Here is an 18008-nt window from a genome sequence, read left to right on the forward strand (position 1 = left end):
CATGCTTGCTCCCCTATTGCTTTCCATATCGACAATAGCGTATTGTCCAGTATCAAGACTTTCCGGTAGCCGCCGTTAATATAAGGAAAGCGACGAGACAACCCAACAAAGCCGAGCCGATGTCATCCAACAGCAATCTGTCCGTCCTCGTGGTCGATCCGAACCCCGGCATGCGCGGGAACCTGAAGAACATGCTGACCCAGTCCGGGATCAGCAAGATCGAGTTCGCGGTCAGTTCCGGCACGGCGATCAAACTGCTGTCCACGCGCAGTTTCGACATCATCCTGTGCGAATACGACTTGGGCAGCGGCGCCGGCGACGGCCAGGACGGCCAGCAGCTGCTCGAAGACCTGCGCCATCACAAGCTGATTGGCCTGCTCACCATTTTCATCATGATCACGTCGGAAGGCGTCTACAGCAAGGTGGTCAGCGCGGCCGAACTGACCCCGACCGATTACATTCTCAAGCCCTTCACGGTCGACGTGCTGGCCGGTCGCATCACCCGAGCGATCGAGCGCCGCGCCGCCTTCCTGCCCGCCTACCAGCAGATCGGCCAGGGCAACCTGCGCGAGGCGGTGCGCCTGTGCGCGTCCGGCGAAGCGGCCCATCCGCGCTACGCGGCCGACTTCACCCGCCTGCGCGCCGAGCTGCACGTGCGCCTGAATGAACTGCACGAGGCCGAAACCCTGTATTGCGGCGTGATGGAGGCGAAAGCCGTCGGCTGGGCCGCGCTGGGCCTGGCGCGCACGCTGTTCGCGCAGGAGCGTCATGCGGAAGCCGAATCGGTGCTGACCAAGCTGGTGGCTGCGAATCCGAAGCTGATGGCCGCCTACGACCTTCTGGCGCGCTGCCACGAAACCAGCGGCGCGCCGGACCGCGCCCAGAGCGTGCTGGAAGACGCGGTTGCAATTTCGCCGCACATCGTGCGGCGCCTGCGCAAGCTGGGCGAAGTGGCGCTCGACGCCGGCGACATGGCGGCGGCCGAGCGCTCGTTCCGCCAGGTCGTCGCCAAGGCGAAGTATTCGGAATTCCGCGATCCGGAGGACCACGTCAACCTGATCCGCGCGCTGATTCGCACAGGCGACCTGACGCAGGCTGGCGGCGTGATCCGCGACCTGGAGAAGTCCTTGCGCGGCAACCCGGCCACCGACATCTGCAAGGCGATTTCCAACGCGATGCTGCTCGAATCGTCGGGCAATGCCGCGGCGGCGGCCGGCGAACTGGCCACCGCGGTACAGGGTGTGCGCACCAGCACCGCGGTGTCGAGCAAACTGAAAATCGGCCTGGTGCGCAGCTGCCTGACCGCGCGCCTGGACCAGGAAGCGTCCGAAGTCATGCTGGCCGTGATGAACGATGTCCGCAGCGGCGTGTCGATGCAGCAGGCGATGGGAGTGTTCGTCAAGGCCGGGCGCCCCGACCTGGCCGAGGGCATCGGCTCGCAGCTCAAGGCCAAGGCTCGGGCGCTGCTCGATCTCGCGGCCCAGAAAGCGGACGCCGGCGATTACAAGGGCGCCGTGCAGTCGCTGCTGGAAGCGCGCCATATGTCGCCGGGGAACCTGCCGGTGATGATTTCGCTGGCGCGGGGCATCCTGCGACAGATCGACCAGATGGGCTGGGATCATCCGCTGGCCGAGCAGTACGCGGGCGTGATCGACACGATCCGCAAGCTCGATGCGGCGCACGCGGAGCTGGCGCCGCTGAACGAAGGCTATCTTGCGGCCAAGCGCAAGTACGGCATTTCTACCTGACCTTCACACCCCAGCCTCCACCGCCCGGCGTTTCGACAACGAACATATCTCCGGCGGCCATGTCGACTTTCCCGATGTGGCCAAGCTGCTCCACGCTGCCGTCGGCGCGCTGAACCCAGTTCTTCCCCACCGCGCCAGGCGCGCCGCCCGCCATCCCGAACGGCGGATAAATCCGGTTGTTCGACAATATCGCCGCCGTCATCGGCTCCAGGAAGCGCACCTTGCGCACGCCGCCATTCCCGCCGTGCCAGCGCCCCGCGCCGCCCGACCCGTGCCGGATCTCATAGCTCTCCAGCCGCACCGGAAAGCGAAACTCGAGAATCTCCGGATCGGTCAGCCGCGAATTGGTCATGTTGGTCTGCACCGCGTCGGTGCCGTCGAAGCCTTCGCCCGCGCCCGAGCCGCCCGAGATGGTCTCGTAGTACTGGTAGCGCGCATTCCCGAACGTGAAATTGTTCATCGTGCCCTGCGCCGCCGCCATGGCGCCCAGCGCGCCGTACAGGGCGTTGGTGATGCAGGTCGATGTCTCCACATTGCCCGACACGACCGACGCCGGATAACGCGGATTAAGCATCGAGCCTTCCGGAATGATGACGTGCAGCGGTTTGAGGCAGCCGGCGTTGAGCGGAATCTCGTCGTCCACCAGCGTGCGGAACACGTACAGCACCGCCGCCATGCACACCGCCGACGGCGCGTTGAAATTGTTGTCCACTTGAGCGGAGGTGCCGGTGAAATCGATCTGCGCGCTGCGCGCCTCGGCGTCGACCCGGATCGCCACCTGGATACGCGCGCCGTTGTCGAGTTCAAGGCAGTAGTGGCCGTCGTGCAGCGCCGCGATCACGCGCCGCACCGCTTCTTCGGCGTTGTCCTGCACGTGGCCCATGTAAGCGCGCACCACGTCGAGGCCGAAGTGGGCCACCATCTTGCGCAGTTCGTCGACGCCCTTCTGGTTCGCCGCCACCTGCGCGCGCAGGTCCGCCATGTTCTGGTCCGGATTGCGCGCCGGGTAGCGCGCGCCGGCCAGCAGCGCGCGCGTCTCGGCGTCGCGAATCAGGCCGGTGGCGCCGTCGACCAGCTTAAAATTGTCGATCAGGACGCCCTCTTCCTCGATCGTGCGCGAGTCAGGAGGCATCGAACCGGGCGTGGTGCCGCCGATGTCGGCGTGGTGGCCGCGCGAACCGACGTAGAACAGGATGCGCTCGCCGGCCTCGTCGAACACCGGGGATATCACCGTCACGTCGGGCAGGTGCGTGCCGCCATGGTACGGGTCGTTGAGCATGAAGACGTCGCCGTCGCGCATCGCGCCCGCATTGCGCTGCATGACCGTCTTGATGCTCTCGCCCATCGAGCCCAGATGAACCGGCATGTGCGGCGCATTGGCGATCAGGTTGCCGTCGCCGTCGAAAATCGCGCAGCTGAAATCGAGCCGCTCCTTGATATTGACCGAGTACGCGGTGTTCTGCAGCCGCAGCCCCATCTGCTCGGCGATCGACATGAACAGGTTGTTGAAGATTTCGAGCATGACCGGATCGGCGCTGGTGCCGATCGCGCGCCGCTCCGGCAGCGCCTCGACCCGCGTCATCACGATGTGGCCGTGGGGCGTCACGCGCGCCTGCCAGCCCCGCTCGACCACCGTGGTCGCGTTGTCCTCGGCGATGATCGCAGGTCCGTCGATGGCGTCGCCGGCGCGCAGGTCGGCGCGCACGTACAGGCCCGTTTCACGCCACGCGTCGTCGCCAAACGTGCGCACCATCTCGCGCGGCGCCAGCCGCTCCATGCGCGCCGTTTCGATCACCTCTTCTTCCGTCGGCGCGCCGGATGCGCCGATCGCCTCGACCGACACTGCCTCAACGACCAGCGCCTTTGCAGGCATCAGGAACGAGAATCTCTTCTTGTAAGCGGTTTCGAACTGGCGCTTCATGTCCGCCGCCTCCCCGAACAGCACGATGATGGCCGAGTCGGTGCCTTCGTAACGCAAGTGCACGCGCCTGACGATCGTGATGCGATCGGCCGCCACTCGCTGGGCCAACAGCTCCTTGCGCACGGCGTCGCCCAACGCGTCCAGCCGCTGCGCCAGGTCGCCCGCGGCGTCGAGCCGCAGCTCCACCGCCGATTCGCGCATCGCGGTCTGGTCGGCCAGTCCCATGCCGTAGGCGGACAGCACGCCGGCCAGCGAATGGACGAATACTGTCTTCATCCCCAGCGCGTCGGCCACCAGGCAGGCGTGCTGCCCGCCGGCGCCGCCGAAGCTGGTCAGCGCGTATTCAGTGACGTCGTGGCCGCGCTGCACGGAGATCTGCTTGATCGCGTTGGCCATGTTCCCGACCGCGATGCGGATGAAGCCTTCCGCAACCTGTTCAGGCGCCGGCGTGCTGCCGGTCGCCTCGCCGATCCGATACGCAATTTCGCTGAATTGCTCAAAAACCGTATCATAATCAAGGGCTTGCGCGCCGTCGTCGCCGAACAGGCGGGGGAAATACGCCGGCTGGATTTTGCCCAGCATGACGTTGCAGTCGGTGACCGCGAGCGGCCCGCCGCGCCGGTAGCTGGCCGGTCCCGGATTGGCGCCGGCGCTGTCCGGCCCGACCCGATAGCGGCTGCCGTCGAAATGCAGGATCGAGCCGCCGCCTGCCGCCACGGTGTGAATGCTCATCATCGGCGCGCGCATGCGAACGCCCGCGACCTGGGTTTCGAACACCCGTTCGAACTCGCCCGAAAAGTGCGACACGTCGGTAGAGGTGCCGCCCATGTCGAAGCCGATCACGCGGTCGAAGCCCGCCAGCTGGCTCGCGCGCACCATGCCGACGATGCCCCCCGCGGGACCGGACAGGATGCTGTCCTTGCCGTGGAAGGCGCGCGCGTCGGTCAGCCCGCCGTTCGATTGCATGAACTGCAGGTTCACGCCCGGCATCTGCGACGCCACCTGGTCGACGTAGCGACCGAGGATCGGCGACAGGTAGGCGTCGACGACGGTGGTGTCGCCGCGCGCCACCAGCTTCATCATCGGGCTGACCTGGTGCGATACCGACACCTGCGTGAAGCCGATTTCGCGCGCGATGCGCTCGGCCGCCGCTTCGTGCTGCGTGAAGCGATAGCCGTGCATGAACACGATCGCCAGCGAGCGCAGGCCCGTGTCGTAGACCGCCTGCAGCGCCGCGCGGGTTGCCGCTTCGTCGATCGGACGCAGCACGTCGCCGTGCGCGCCAATGCGCTCGTCGATCTCCACCACCTCGCGATACAGCAGTTCGGGCAGCACGATGTGGCGGTCGAACAGGCGCGGACGGTTCTGGTAGGCGATGCGCAGCGCATCCCGAAAGCCGCGCGTGATCGCCAGCGCGGCAGGCTCGCCTTTGCGCTCCAACAGCGCGTTGGTGGCGACCGTGGTGCCCATCTTGACGGCCTCGATGCGCGCGTGCGGTTCGGCGGCGAGCAGGTGGCGAATGCCGGCGACGGCGGCGTCGCGGTAGCGCGCCGGATCTTCGGACAGCAGCTTGTGCGTGACCAGTTTTCCATCGGGCCGGCGCCCGACGATGTCGGTAAACGTGCCGCCGCGGTCTATCCAGAACTGCCAGTCCATCCCTGCTCCTTTTGCGTTTCGCCTATTGTATTCGCCAAAAACCAAAAATTAGCGAAAATGCACTATACATAACGCTTATCCAGGACTCGAATGAAACCCTTGTACACCGTGGCGCAGCTTCGCGCGATCGAACAATCCGCAGCGGCGGCGCTCGAACCGGGCGCGTTGATGCAGCGGGCCGGCCACGCCGCGGCCAAGGTGGCGCTCGCGCTGCTGGCCGGCCAATACAACCGTTCGGTGCTGCTGCTGGCCGGTCCCGGCAACAATGGCGGCGACGCACTGGAAGCGGCGGCGAACCTGGCGCACACGAACGCCGGCGTCGAAGTATCGGTGCTCCACCTGCCTTCGGGGCAGCACGTGTCGGCCGAAACCGCGACGGCGCTGGAACGCGCCATGGCCAGCCAGGCGCGCTTCGTCGACGAACTCCCTGAGCGCGAACCGGGCCTGGTTGTGGACGGCCTGTTCGGCATCGGCCTCGGGCGAGCGCTGGACGGCCGCGCGCGCGACCTGGTCGAAGCGCTCAACGAAAAAGGTTGGCAGGTGCTGTCGCTGGACGTGCCGAGCGGGCTCGATGCCGACACTGGCGCCGTCGTCGGCGCTGACGGTGCGGCTATCCGCGCCAGCCGCACGCTGACCTTCATCGGCGACAAGCCCGGCCTGCACACCGGCGACGCGCGCGACTACACCGGCGAGGTCCAGGTCGAAGGCCTCGGCATCGAGGCGCAGCACATGATCGGTACGGATGCGGAGTTGAGCCAGCCGGCGCTGTTCGCCGCGCAGTTGAAGCCGCGCCGGCACAATTCGCACAAGGGCAGCTACGGCGACGTCGCCATTGTCGGCGGCGCGCATGGCATGGCCGGCGCCGCGATGCTGGCCGCGCGCGGCGCGCTGTTCGTCGGCGCCGGCCGCACCCTGGTCGCCGCGCTGCACGCCGGCCCGGCCTTCGACAGCGTCCAGCCCGAAATCATGTTCCGCGACGCCGCCTCGTATCCGCTGGACGCGGGCACCTTGGTGATCGGCCCCGGCATGGGCGACTCGGCGCAGGCGATCGCGCTGCTGGCCGCGGCGCTTGGCGGCGACGCCGCGCTGGTGCTCGACGCCGATGCGCTCAACCTGGTCTCCGAAAGCGTCGACCTGGAAGGCCGGCTGACGGCCCGCACGGCGCCAACCATCATGACCCCGCATCCGCTCGAAGCCGCGCGCCTGCTCGGCATCACCGCGGCCGAGGTTCAGCACGACCGTCCGGCTGCCGCGCGCAAGCTGGCCAGCCGTTTCAAGTCGGTTGTAGTGGTCAAAGGATCGGGCAGCGTGATTGCATCACCCGGCGGCTCGCTGGTCATCAACCCGACCGGCAATCCCGGCCTGGCGACGGCCGGTACCGGCGACATCCTGGCGGGAATCTGCGGCGGCTTGCTGGCGCAGGGCTGGCCGGCGCGCGAAGCGGCGGTGGGCGCGGTCTGGCTGCACGGTGCGGCCGCCGATCGATTGATGAAGCTGAACGTCGGCCCGATCGGCCTATGCGCCGGCGAATTGCCGGCGGCGGCCCGCGCCGAGCTGAACGAACTGGTGGCGCAGGCGGTCAGACCAGGCGGCCGGCCGCAATCGTGATGGTGCGCCCGCAGCGCGCCGCAATCGACGGATCGTGCGTGACCAGCACCAGGGTCGAGCCGCGCTCGCGATTGAGTTCGAACATCAGCTGGATCACCGCTTCCCCGGTGGCGGCATCGAGGCTGCCGGTCGGCTCGTCGGCGAACAGCAGCGGTGGTTCGGTGACGAAGGCGCGCGCCAGCGCCACGCGCTGCTGCTCGCCGCCGGACAAAAACTTCGGATAGTGCTTCAGGCGGCTCGACAGGCCGACGCGGCCCAGCATCGCGGTCGCCTTGGCGCGCGCATCGGCCTCGCCGCGCAGTTCCAGCGGCAGCATCACGTTTTCCAGCGCGTTCAGGTGCGCCAGCAGCTGGAACGACTGGAACACGAAGCCCAGCTTGTCCATGCGCAGCCTGGCGCGGCCGTCTTCGTCGAGCGCGAAGATATCGACGCCGTCCAGGATCACGGTGCCGCTCGACGGGCTGTCCAGCCCCGCCAGCAATCCCAGCAGGGTCGACTTGCCGGAGCCCGAGGCGCCGACGATGGCAAGCGTTTCGGCCGGTTGCACTGTAAAATCCACGCTGTGCAGGATGGTGAGCTCGCCGCTGGCGTCGGCCACCCGCTTGGACAGTTGGCGCACTTCGATCGCCGCCGGCGCCTTGGCCGGTTCGCCGGCCACTTTATTGGATGCTTCTGGGATGTCACGCATGCTTGCTTTTCTCACTCGATGGATGCTCGGCGCAGTACTGATGCTGGCCGCGGCGCTTGCCCATTCTGCACCAAAAACGGTGCTCGTGCTCGGCGACAGCCTGTCGGCCGAATACGGCCTGTCGCGCGGCAGCGGCTGGGTTGCGCTGCTCGAGCAGAAGCTCAAGGCCGAGAAGATCGACGCGGCCATCGTCAACGCCAGCATCAGCGGCGAGACCACCAGCGGCGGCCGCAGCCGGCTGCCGGCGCTGCTGGCGCAGCATCACCCCGCCATCGTCGTGATTGAGCTGGGCGCCAACGACGGCCTGCGCGGCCTGCCGGTGGCGGCCGCCGAAGCGAACATCCGGGCGATGATCGACCTGGCGCGCAAGAACAACGCCAAGGTGATGCTGGTCGGGATGCGCATGCCGCCCAACTACGGCCGCGATTACACCGAGCGTTTTTTCACCATGTACAAGACCGTCGCCAGGCAGCAGAAGGCGGCGCTGGTGCCGTTCATGCTTGAAGGCGTGGCCGAGAAGCCGGCGCTGTTCCAGTCCGACCGCCTGCATCCGACCGCCCAGGCGCATCCGACGATCCTGGCCAACATCTGGCCGACCTTCCTCCCCCTCCTGAAAGCACGATGAAATATCCGGCCCTCCTCAATTTCATGCACGTCCTGCCCATGCTCGACGAGTTCGACGCCATCATCGACGTGCGCAGCGAGTCGGAATACGCGCTGGACCACATCCCCGGCGCGATCAACTGCCCGGTGCTGGACGACGAGCAGCGCATCGAAGTCGGCACGAAGTACAAGCAGGTCAATTCGTTCGAGGCCAAAAAGATCGGCGCCGCCATGGTGTCGCACAACATCGCCCGCCACATCGAAACCCTGTGGCTCGACAAGCCGCGCGACTGGAAACCGTTGATCTACTGCTGGCGCGGCGGTAATCGCAGCGGCTCGATGGCGCACGTGCTTGCCAAGATCGGCTGGCCGGCGATCCAGCTCGATGGCGGCTACAAGGCGTATCGCGCCCACGTCAGCTCGGCCCTCGAACACCCGCCGCAGCTCAAGTTCCAGGTCATCTGCGGCACCACCGGCAGCGGCAAGAGCCGGCTGCTCGAAGTGCTCGACTCGATCGGCGCGCAGGTGCTCGACCTCGAACAGCTTGCGGCGCACCGCGGTTCGGTGCTCGGCCACCTGCCGACCCAGCCGCAGCCATCGCAAAAGAAGTTCGAAACCCTCATCTGGGACAAACTGCGCCGCCTCGATCCGTCGCGCCCCGTGTTCGTCGAATCCGAGAGCAAAAAGGTCGGCAACCTGCGCGTGCCGGACGCGGTGATGGAGCAGATGCGCCTGTCGCCATGCATCTCGCTGACCTTGTCGCGCCCTAACCGCGTGCGCCTGCTGATGGAGGACTATCAGCATTTCACCGCCGACCCGACGCTGCTCAACACCCAGCTCGACTGCCTGGTCAAGCTGCACGGACGCGAAAAGATCGACGCGTGGCACGCGCTCGCCAACACCGGCGCCATGCCGCGGCTGGTAGACGAACTGCTGGTCGACCACTACGATCCCGCATACCTGCGCTCGATCGATCGCAATTTCACTCTTTTCCCCCAGGCGGAAGTGCTGGAGCTGAGCGACATTGGCCCAGACGATTTTCTCGCTGCCGCAAAAGCGCTTCATGCACGTCACGATGCGGCGGGTGTGGAGCTACGATAGGAATGCATCGTGTCGCAAACCGATATTGCGGCGTTCCGATAGTTTCTATGCTCTCTCCTCAAGAGCCACATCGCATTAACCGACTCATTGAAGGGACCGAACAATGTTGAATTATCCAATTAACGTGGAACCCGACACCAATGGGAGTTTACTAATTCAATTTATTGATCTTCCGAATGTGAATTCGGATGCTGAAGACAGAGCGCAAATTCAAGCAGAAGCGCTCGATGCGCTTGAGACCGCACTTCAGGGCTACTTCGAACGACGCCTCGAGGTTCCCCTTCCCTCGCCGGCCGAACCAGAACAACTCGTTGTCACTTTGCCGGCACTTTCCGAAGCAAAGATCCTTCTTTGGAACGAGATGTTTGCGCAGCAGTTGAAGAAGGCTGATCTTGCCAGGCGACTTAACGTTCACAATCCGCAGATTGACAGACTCTTCGACCTTAGCCACGCCTCCAAGCTCGATTTTGTCGAACAGGCTGCGAAAGCCTTGGGAAAACGCCTTACCGTCTCAATTGGATGAGTCGAACTATGCAAGTATTAGAAACTGATACCCGCTAGCTCAATATTCCACAATCTTCCGTCAACGTTTGCATTCCGTCGCAAGTACCTTAAGATACGTTCGCTCAGGCAATATACCGACCGCAGCAACGATCCTAAGGCAACCACGATGAGACGGATAGAAATCGCCGGAACCGGCATGGCCCTGCCGGCGCAGGCAGTCAGCGGCGAACAGCTGGACGAGCGCCTCGGCCTGGCCCCCGGAACGAGCCTGCGGCAAACCGGGGTCCGCCGCCGTTTCCTGTGCACGACCGAAACCGCCGCCCAGCTCGCGGCACAAGCCTGCCGCGAGGCGACGGCGGACGCAGGCCTGGATTGGGGCGACATCGATTGTCTCGTCGCCGCTTCCGCCACGATGGACCAGGCCCTCCCCTACAACGCCGCGCTGATCCATGCGGAACTGGGCCTGTCGGACCTGCGCACGACCACACTCGACATCAACGCGAGCTGCCTGTCGTTCCTCGTCGCGCTCGACACCATGGCCTACCTCGTCGAAGCTGGCCGCTACAAGAACATCCTGCTGGTGTCCTGCGACATCGCGACCTTCGGCATCGACTGGACCAAGCTGCGCGAGTGCGGCATCTTTGGCGACGGCGCCGCGGCGGCCGTCATCCGGCGTACCGGCGACGGATCGCCTTCGGCCATCCTGTCGTCGAAGATCGACACCCTGTCGACCGGCGTCCACTATTGCCGCGTCCCGGCGGGCGGCACGCGCTACCACCCGCGCCGCGTGCCCGCCGAGTCCTTCGACGCGCTCGCGCTCTTCCACATGGAGGGCAAGGCCGTGTTCAAGCTAGCCGCTGAAGCGCTGCCGGGCTTCACCGACAAGCTGCTCGCCGACGCCGGCGTGCGGATGAAAGACCTGGCGGCCGTGGTTCCGCACCAGGCCAGCCAGCTCGCGCTGAGCCATCTTTCCGGTCGCCTGAACATCGCAAGCGAACAATTGGTCGACGTCTTCACCGACTACGGCAACCAGGTGGGCGCCTCGCTTCCCACCGCCCTGCACCTGGGACGTCAGAATGAACGCTTCCGGCGCGGCGACACGATCCTGATGCTCGGCACCGGCGCCGGCCTGACGATGGGCGGCATGGTGCTGACCGTATGAAGATCGTGGTCACGGGCGGTACCGGCTTTCTCGGCCGGCATACCGTGTGGCGCCTCGCCGGGCGCGGACACCGAGTCCTGTTCACCGGCAGGAACGCGCGTGAGGCGGCCGCAGTCAAGTCGCGCACCGGCGGCGAAGTCGACTTCGCGGCCCTCGATCACGGCGCCGGCGAATCGGGCGCAGCGCTTGCGGCCTGCTGCCGCGGCGCGGATGCAGTCGTGCACTGCGCGGCGCTCGCGTCCCCATGGGGACCGCGCCGATCCTTCGAGCGCAGCAACGTCGCCGCTGTCGAAGAGGTGCTCGCCGCCTGCGCCGAACAGGGCGTCGCACGGCTCGTGCACATATCGAGTCCCAGCATTTATTTCGAGTTTGCCGATCGACTGCAGGTTCGGGAAGACCGCCCATTGCCGCGGCCCGTGAACGACTACGCCCGCACCAAGCGGGCGGCGGAAGAACTGATCCTCGCAGCCGCGCTGCCGCATTCGATCATCCTGCGCCCGCGCGCCATATTCGGCCCCTGGGACAACGCCCTGCTGCCGCGCCTCCTCCGCCTGATCGAACTGAAACGCGTGCCCCTGCTGCGCGGCGGTCGCGCATTGATCGACATGACCTACGTCGACAACGTGGTGGATGCGATCGAAGCCGCGCTCGCGCTGGATGCCAATCCGCCCGGCATGTCACCGGCATTCAACATCTCGAATGGCGAACCGATCGAAGTGGGCGACCTGTTTGAGCGCATCTCGTCGGCATTCGGCATGCCGCTCGAGGCAAGGCCGCGGCCTTACGTCGTCGCCGACCTGGCCGCGCGGCTGCTCGAAGCGGGCGCGCGTTTGATGCCGGGTTGGGAGCCGCCGTTCACGCGCTACTCGCTCGGCGCCATCGCTTACTCGCAAACGCTCGACCTGTCGCGCGCCCAATCCGTGCTTGGATACCGGCCGGGCGTGAGCCTCGACGAAGGCATCCGCCGCACCGGCCGCTGGTGGCGTGAAACAAACCGGCAGGCGACATGACGCCGATCCGCTTCCACCTGCTGAAAGTCGGACACTGCTCGCACCCCGAATGCGTCGCAATGCGCGGCGGAAGCTGGTCCAGCCTGCGCTTTCCGGCGCTGTGCGGCGTGATCGAACACCCGCAGCGCGGGGTCATCCTGTTCGATACCGGCTACAGCCAGCACTTCTTCGATGCGACGCACCCCTTCCCCGAACGCGCATACCGCTGGATCACGCCGGTCACGCTCGCGCCGGAAGAGGCGCTCGTACGCCAGCTAGCGCGCCTGGGCATCGCCGCCGACGAAGTCCGGCACGTCATCATTTCGCACTACCACGGCGACCATATCGCGGGCCTGAAGGATTTTCCAATGGCGCGCTTCTGGTCGACCCGTGCCGACTTCGACGCAATGCGCAAACGCTCCCGCTTGAACAATTTGTTCCATGCCTGCCTGCCCGCCCTTTTGCCGGCAAACTTCCCGGCGCGCCTGGAATTCGTGGAGAACGCGAAGCGCATGGCGCTGCCGCGCGAATTCCACCCCTTCGAAAGCGGCTTCGACCTGTTCGGCGACGCCAGCGTGGCGGCCATCCCGCTGCCAGGCCACTCGGCGGGCCAGCTGGGTCTCGCGTTCTGCCGCGCCGACGGGCGGCCGGTGTTCCTGGTGGCGGACGCCTGCTGGACGCGCGACAGCATCGACGAGGATCGGCCTGCCACCTGGATCGCCAGCCGCATATTCGACAGCCGCGACCAGTACCATGCCACCTTCGGCAAGCTGCGCGCACTCGCCGCACGCGATACCGGCGTCGCCATCGTGCCATCGCATTGCGACCTTACCTGGAAGGCTTGGCCGAATGCGCTTACCTGATACGCTGCGCCTCGCCGCCAATCTCGCACGCACGCGCTGGCTTCTGCGCTTTCGCGACCGCGCCGCATTCGAGGCCTGGCAGAAGCGCGAGGTGCAGCGCTTCCTCGACATCCACCTGCCGCGCAGCCCGTTCTACCGGCGCTACGCCGGACAGCCGCTGTCGGCGCTACCCATCGTCGACAAGCCAGCCATGCTCGCCCATTTCGACGACATGAACACCGCCGGCATTTCCCTCGAAGACGCGACACGGGTGGGCCTGAGTGCGGAGGCGACGCGCGACTTCCTGCCGCTGCTGGGCGGCATGACGGTCGGCCTGTCGAGCGGAACGCAGGGTCCGCGCGGGGTGTTCCTGGTGTCGCCGGAGGAGCGATCGCGCTGGGCCGGCATCATGATGGCGCGCGCGCTGCCGAAGCGGCTGATGCGGCGCCTGCTGGCCGGTGTGCGGCCCGTGAAGGTCGCGTTTTTCCTGCGCGCCAACAGCAACCTGTACACGACGTTGAAGAGCCGCCGCGTGGACTTCCGCTTTCACGACCTGCTGGAGGGCGTGGACTGCCACTTGCCCGCGCTGATCGACCAGCAGCCTGACCTGCTGGTCGCCCCGGCCAGTATCCTTGGCCGGCTCGCGCAGCGTGCGCTGGAGGGCGCGCTGCCAATCCGTCCGCAGCGCGTAATCGCCGTTGCGGAAGTGCTGGAAGCCGACGACCGGGCCCGCATCGAACGAGCGTTCGGCATGCCGGTTCACCAGCTGTACCAATGCACGGAAGGGTTCCTCGGCTACACCTGCGACGCCGGCGTGATGCACCTGAACGAAGAATTCGTCCACGTCGAACCGGAATGGCTGGACGACGAGAAGACCCGTTTCGTCCCCGTCGTCACCGATTTTTCCCGCACCACGCAGCTGGTCGTGCGCTATCGGATGGGCGACGTGCTGCGCATGCGCGGTACGCCCTGCGGCTGCGGCGCCGCTGGCCGCGCAATCGAGGCGATCGAGGGCCGTTGCGACGACGTGCTGTGGCTTCCGGGCGCGCAAGGTGGCGATCCGGCGCCGCTCTACCCCGACATGGTGCGCCAGGCGGTAACCGCAACCCCCTTGGCCCTGCCGGACTATCGCATCGAGCAGCGCGGGATGGCGTGGCGCATCGCCGTCGCCGACGAGGCCGACGAATCCTTCGCCGCCCTCACGGCGTCGCTGCGGGTTCTGGCCGCCCGCCACGGCTTGATGGCGCCGCAGTTCGAGCGCATGGCGTTCGCCGGCACCGATGCCCACGTCAAGCGCCGGCGCATCCGCTGCGTCCAGCGGACTGTCCAATGATCCGGCCTGGCATGCGCGTGCGGCGGATCACGCCGACCGAGTGGTTCTACCTGTGCATGGAGCCCGAGCTGCCGCCCTTCGCGATCCAGCTGAAGATCGAGATGATGCGCTTGCCCTCTTCCGATGAACTGTCGCGCGCGCTGGCCGAGGCCGCGTCGGCCAATCCGGGCGCTCGTATGCAGGCGCGTGGCCGGTGGTGGTGGGACTACGGCGATGTGCCGCGCGTAATACCTGTCGGGACCGACCTGCCGTTTTCGCTGCACCATCCCGTGCTGCGACGCAGGCTGCCGATGGACCTGGGGCCCCCAATCGAGGTGCTGCGCTGGGAAGGAACCGGCCTGGTGCTGCGCTGCGCGCATGCCCTGATGGATGCGGCAGGCCTGATCTACTTCGCGCAAGAGCTGTTCCGGGCGCTGCGCGGCGAGGCTTTGCTCGGGTCGCGCGCCGACGTGAACGACTGGGGCGTCCTTGCGAAGTCGCCGCATCGACGTTCGATGCCAGCCTTCAAAGCTGACTGGCCGTCGCCCGTGGGGGCGCGGTTGGCCGGCACGGAGAGCGGGTTCGTGCACGAGGTGCGCCAGGTGCGCGGCCGGGTGGACTCGCCGACTGCGCGCATTGCCGCGGCGCTCGCCAACGCGAAAGACAGCGGTGGCGCGTGTCGCCTGATGATTCCAGTGGACCTGCGCCTGGCGGACGAGAACTTGCGTACGACGGCCAATATGAGCAACCCGCTGGTTCTCGCATTCGAGGGCGGCCTGGACTCGAATGCGTGTTGGCGCGAGGTGCTCGCTGCGCTCGGACGCCATGAGCAATTTGGCGTGGCGCAGGGCGCCGGTGCGCTGCGCTGGCTGCCGTCGCGCATGACGGGGCGGCTGCTGGGGGCGATGCACTCAAGGCAGTCGAAGCGTGGCCGCCACTTCTTCACGGCGCTCAGTTCCAACCTCGCGCGATTGCCGCTCGCATCATTCGCCCACGACGGATCGCTGCCCGAACGTGTGAGCTTCCTGCCTTTCGACACGCCCGGAGTCGGCCTGAATCTCTTGACGCTGCAGCACGACCACGCGCTGGAGCTGGCTGCGTCCTGCCCCGCGGCGAGCGGCGCGCAGGCTCGCCTGTCGCGACTGCTCGACGAAGTATGCGCGGAATTGGAACGCGGCGTGCCCGCGCGACGATCGGCGCCCTCTCCGGGCAGGGGCCGCATCGTCATCGCCGCCTCGTTCGTGGCCGAACCGATCGCCGGCGTCCTGAGCTACTGGATGCGCACGTTCGAGATGTCGCTGGAACCTGCGTTCTCCCCGTACGGCCAGGTATTCCAGGAGTTGATCGACCCGCGATCGGCGTTCGGCGCGAACCGGGATGGCGTCAACGTCGTGCTGCTGCGGCTCGAGGATGCGTGCCGATCCGCGCCGCGCGGCGACGATGACGCGCTTCGCCAACGGCTGACAAAATATGCGGACGATTTCCTGGCCGCGCTTGAACGGTGCGCCGCGCAATGTGAGGCGCCCATTATCGTCTGGCTCGCCCCGCTGTCGAAACGCGCATCCGAAGATGGCGTCCTTGAGTCACTGCAAGCCTTCGTTCAATCGGCGTTGACGGGCATGCAGGGTATCTGCATGCTCGACGACGAACGCGTGCGCCGATGGTATCCCGTCTCGAGCGAGGAAGCGCCGCTGGCCGACATGCTCGGGCATGTCCCCTTCAGCCGGGAACGTTACGCATCGGTGGCGAGTGCCCTGGCCCGCGCGATCGTCGATGCGGTTGCGCCGCCGTTGAAGGTCATCGTTGCCGATTGCGACAACACTTTGTGGCAAGGCATCTGCGCCGAGGTCGGGCCTGCGGGCGTCGAAGTGACCGAACACCATCGCGCGCTGCAGTCCTGGCTGATTCGCCAGGTTGATGCCGGGATGCTGGTTTGCCTGTGCAGCCGCAACGCGCCGGCCGACGTGGAGGCGGTCTTCGAACGGAACGACGCGATGGTGCTTGGCCTGGCACACATCGTTGCGCGCCGCATCAATTGGAAACCGAAGTCGGACAACCTTCGCTCGCTGGCCGCCGAACTGCGGCTCGGCCTGGATAGCTTCGTATTTTTGGACGACAGCCCCGTGGAATGCGCCGAAGTGCAGGCACATTGTCCGGGCGTCCAGGTTGTGCGCGTCCCGGCGAACGCGGCCGAGATCCCGGAGTTCCTCGATCATCTGTGGGGGCTGGATCGTCTCCCCAAACGCGGCGCGCCCCTGGCCCGTACCGAAATGTACCGGCAGGAAAGTCGCCGCGATGCCGTGCGCGCCGCCAGCGCGGATTTCCAGGATTTCCTCGAGTCGCTGCAACTGACCGTCAGTATCGTGCCGCTCATGCCCGATCAATACGAACGTGCGGCGGAGTTAAGTCGCCGCACCAGCCAGTTCAACCTTGCGCCGCGAGTTCTGGCCCCGGCGCACTTCCAGGGTTTGGCGCCCGATGCCCACTGCCTGGCCGTTGAGGTGACCGATCGTTTCGGCGCCTACGGCCTGACCGGCCTCGTGAGTTGGCACATTCAAGAAGGCGCGCTGTTCGTCACCGACTGGATGCTCAGCTGTCGCGTGCTCGGGCGCGGCGTCGAGCACCGCGTGCTCGCCATGCTTGGCGACATCGCGGCGCAGTCCGGCTGCGCGAGCATCGAGTTTCTCTTCGTGCACACCGCCAGGAACACCCCGGCGCGCCTGTTCCTGGAGTCGGTGTGCGAGCGCCTGCCGCCGCGAGACGGCGGGACTGGCGTGCGCTACCGCCTCCTCGCGCAGCGGGCGCGTGAAGCATCGCCGCTAGAGATCGTGTCCGGTGCGGCGGCAATGCAGGATTCAATCGACGACGCAGCGGGTGCAACCACGCGGCTGCCCGCAGGCGTACTCGACCTTGTCGCCAACACATGCCGCAATGTGGCGCAAATCCAGGCAGCCGCAGGTGACGTCGGCCTCGCCGCAGTCGCGGTGGCGCCTGACGACGTGCTGACCGGACTGATGGCGCTGGCTCGCTCGGTCACCACAAGCGGTCTGGCGGGGGCGACGCCGGATGAATCCCTGATCGAACTGGGCATGGATTCGCTTCAGATCGTCATGCTGCTCGGGGAGGCTGCACGCGTGTACTGCCCGAATAACAGTTCCTTCGACATCAGGCTGGACAACTTCCTTGCACGGCCTACCCTGCGCGAACTTGCGTCCACGTTGAGTCGATTAATCGCATGAGAATCACCACGGACAACGCTTCTCTGCGCTGGAGCGCCTACGGCCGCTGGGCCGGGATCAACCTCGTGGTCTTCGGAATCCTCTATCCGCTGGCCAACTGGCTGACCGGCCAACGAACGCTGAAGTTCAGCCTGTTTCTCGACAGTGAACGAGCCATCCCGTTTCTGCCTGGCTGGATCTGGCTATATCTTTCGATCAACCTGCTATTCATGGTGCCGCCGCTTTGCATTCGCGCATCCGAGATGCCGCTGCTCGGCAAGCGCATGCTGGCCGCAACCGTCTCGGGATGCGTGATCTTCCTGATGTTGCCCGCGCAGCTGGGTTTTCAGAGAGCGATTCCAGACGACACGCTCTATCGCACTGTCTTCAGTGTCCTGTTCAGGGCCGACGGCCCTCACAACCTGGTGCCGTCGCTGCATGTGACCTATGCGTCGTTGTGCATCCTCGGTTGCCAATCCGCCGCGCGTGGCTGGGCGCAGCGCGCGGTGTGGGGCCTGTGGCTCGCCGCGATCGTCGTGTCGACCATACTGGTGCACCAGCATCACCTGCTGGATATCGCGAGCGGCCTGCTCCTCGCAGTCGTCATCTGCCGGACCCTGCCGTCGGCGGACTGACATCGCGCAGCGCCGTCGGCG

Annotated in this window: 13 protein-coding genes; 11 read left to right on the plus strand and 2 right to left on the minus strand. The window is 66.3% G+C overall.

Annotated elements, in window-relative coordinates:
* The first annotated feature begins 119 nt into the window (after positions 1-119).
* On the plus strand, positions 120-1748 hold the full coding sequence (locus AC1D02_RS11745; RefSeq protein ID WP_477316935.1) for a response regulator: 1629 nt from the start codon (positions 120-122) through the stop codon (positions 1746-1748).
* Here the strand turns inward: AC1D02_RS11745 and AC1D02_RS11750 are convergent.
* Complete coding sequence (locus tag AC1D02_RS11750) at positions 1741-5325, minus strand: hydantoinase B/oxoprolinase family protein (protein ID WP_477316937.1); 3585 nt, start codon at positions 5323-5325, stop codon at positions 1741-1743. The two genes, AC1D02_RS11745 and AC1D02_RS11750, sit on opposite strands and share 8 nt — an antisense overlap.
* Positions 5326-5415: 90 nt before the next feature.
* On the opposite strand from AC1D02_RS11750, the gene AC1D02_RS11755 reads away from it, so the two are divergent.
* Positions 5416-6933 (plus strand): NAD(P)H-hydrate dehydratase, encoded by a 1518-nt coding sequence (locus AC1D02_RS11755; RefSeq protein ID WP_477316939.1) that lies wholly within the window; start codon positions 5416-5418, stop codon positions 6931-6933.
* On the opposite strand, the gene AC1D02_RS11760 is transcribed toward AC1D02_RS11755, so the two are convergent.
* On the minus strand, positions 6905-7621 hold the full coding sequence (locus AC1D02_RS11760) for an ABC transporter ATP-binding protein (RefSeq protein WP_477316941.1): 717 nt from the start codon (positions 7619-7621) through the stop codon (positions 6905-6907). The genes AC1D02_RS11755 and AC1D02_RS11760 overlap by 29 nt on opposite strands.
* Here AC1D02_RS11760 and AC1D02_RS11765 point away from each other — a divergent pair.
* The 9 genes from AC1D02_RS11765 to AC1D02_RS11805 all read left to right on the plus strand — a co-directional run bounded on the left by AC1D02_RS11765 (position 7620) and on the right by AC1D02_RS11805 (position 17987).
* A complete protein-coding gene (locus AC1D02_RS11765; RefSeq protein ID WP_477316943.1) occupies positions 7620-8246 on the plus strand; it encodes an arylesterase in 627 nt (208 codons plus the stop codon). The genes AC1D02_RS11760 and AC1D02_RS11765 overlap by 2 nt on opposite strands.
* On the plus strand, positions 8243-9325 hold the full coding sequence (gene mnmH, locus AC1D02_RS11770) for a tRNA 2-selenouridine(34) synthase MnmH (RefSeq protein WP_477316945.1): 1083 nt from the start codon (positions 8243-8245) through the stop codon (positions 9323-9325). The genes AC1D02_RS11765 and mnmH overlap by 4 nt, the downstream gene beginning before the upstream one ends.
* A gap of 103 nt (positions 9326-9428) precedes the next feature.
* Positions 9429-9848, plus strand: coding sequence for a type II toxin-antitoxin system HicB family antitoxin (locus tag AC1D02_RS11775; protein WP_477316947.1), 420 nt, complete (start codon positions 9429-9431; stop codon positions 9846-9848).
* Between the two features lie 147 nt (positions 9849-9995).
* Positions 9996-10991 (plus strand): 3-oxoacyl-[acyl-carrier-protein] synthase III C-terminal domain-containing protein, encoded by a 996-nt coding sequence (locus AC1D02_RS11780; RefSeq protein ID WP_477316949.1) that lies wholly within the window; start codon positions 9996-9998, stop codon positions 10989-10991.
* A complete protein-coding gene (locus AC1D02_RS11785) occupies positions 10988-12001 on the plus strand; it encodes an NAD-dependent epimerase/dehydratase family protein (protein ID WP_477316951.1) in 1014 nt (337 codons plus the stop codon). The genes AC1D02_RS11780 and AC1D02_RS11785 overlap by 4 nt, the downstream gene beginning before the upstream one ends.
* Positions 11998-12843, plus strand: a complete 846-nt coding sequence (locus AC1D02_RS11790; protein WP_477316953.1) for an MBL fold metallo-hydrolase — start codon at positions 11998-12000, stop codon at positions 12841-12843. Before AC1D02_RS11785 ends, AC1D02_RS11790 begins: the two co-directional genes overlap by 4 nt.
* Positions 12830-14155, plus strand: a complete 1326-nt coding sequence (locus tag AC1D02_RS11795) for a F390 synthetase-related protein (RefSeq protein ID WP_477316955.1) — start codon at positions 12830-12832, stop codon at positions 14153-14155. The genes AC1D02_RS11790 and AC1D02_RS11795 overlap by 14 nt, the downstream gene beginning before the upstream one ends.
* Positions 14152-17373: an HAD-IIIC family phosphatase gene (locus tag AC1D02_RS11800; protein WP_477316957.1), complete on the plus strand. Its 3222-nt coding sequence runs from the start codon at positions 14152-14154 to the stop codon at positions 17371-17373. Before AC1D02_RS11795 ends, AC1D02_RS11800 begins: the two co-directional genes overlap by 4 nt.
* Positions 17370-17987, plus strand: coding sequence for a phosphatase PAP2 family protein (locus tag AC1D02_RS11805; RefSeq protein WP_477316959.1), 618 nt, complete (start codon positions 17370-17372; stop codon positions 17985-17987). The genes AC1D02_RS11800 and AC1D02_RS11805 overlap by 4 nt, the downstream gene beginning before the upstream one ends.
* Positions 17988-18008 lie beyond the last annotated feature (21 nt).

This window comes from Massilia sp. P1_C10, from assembly GCF_056406475.1.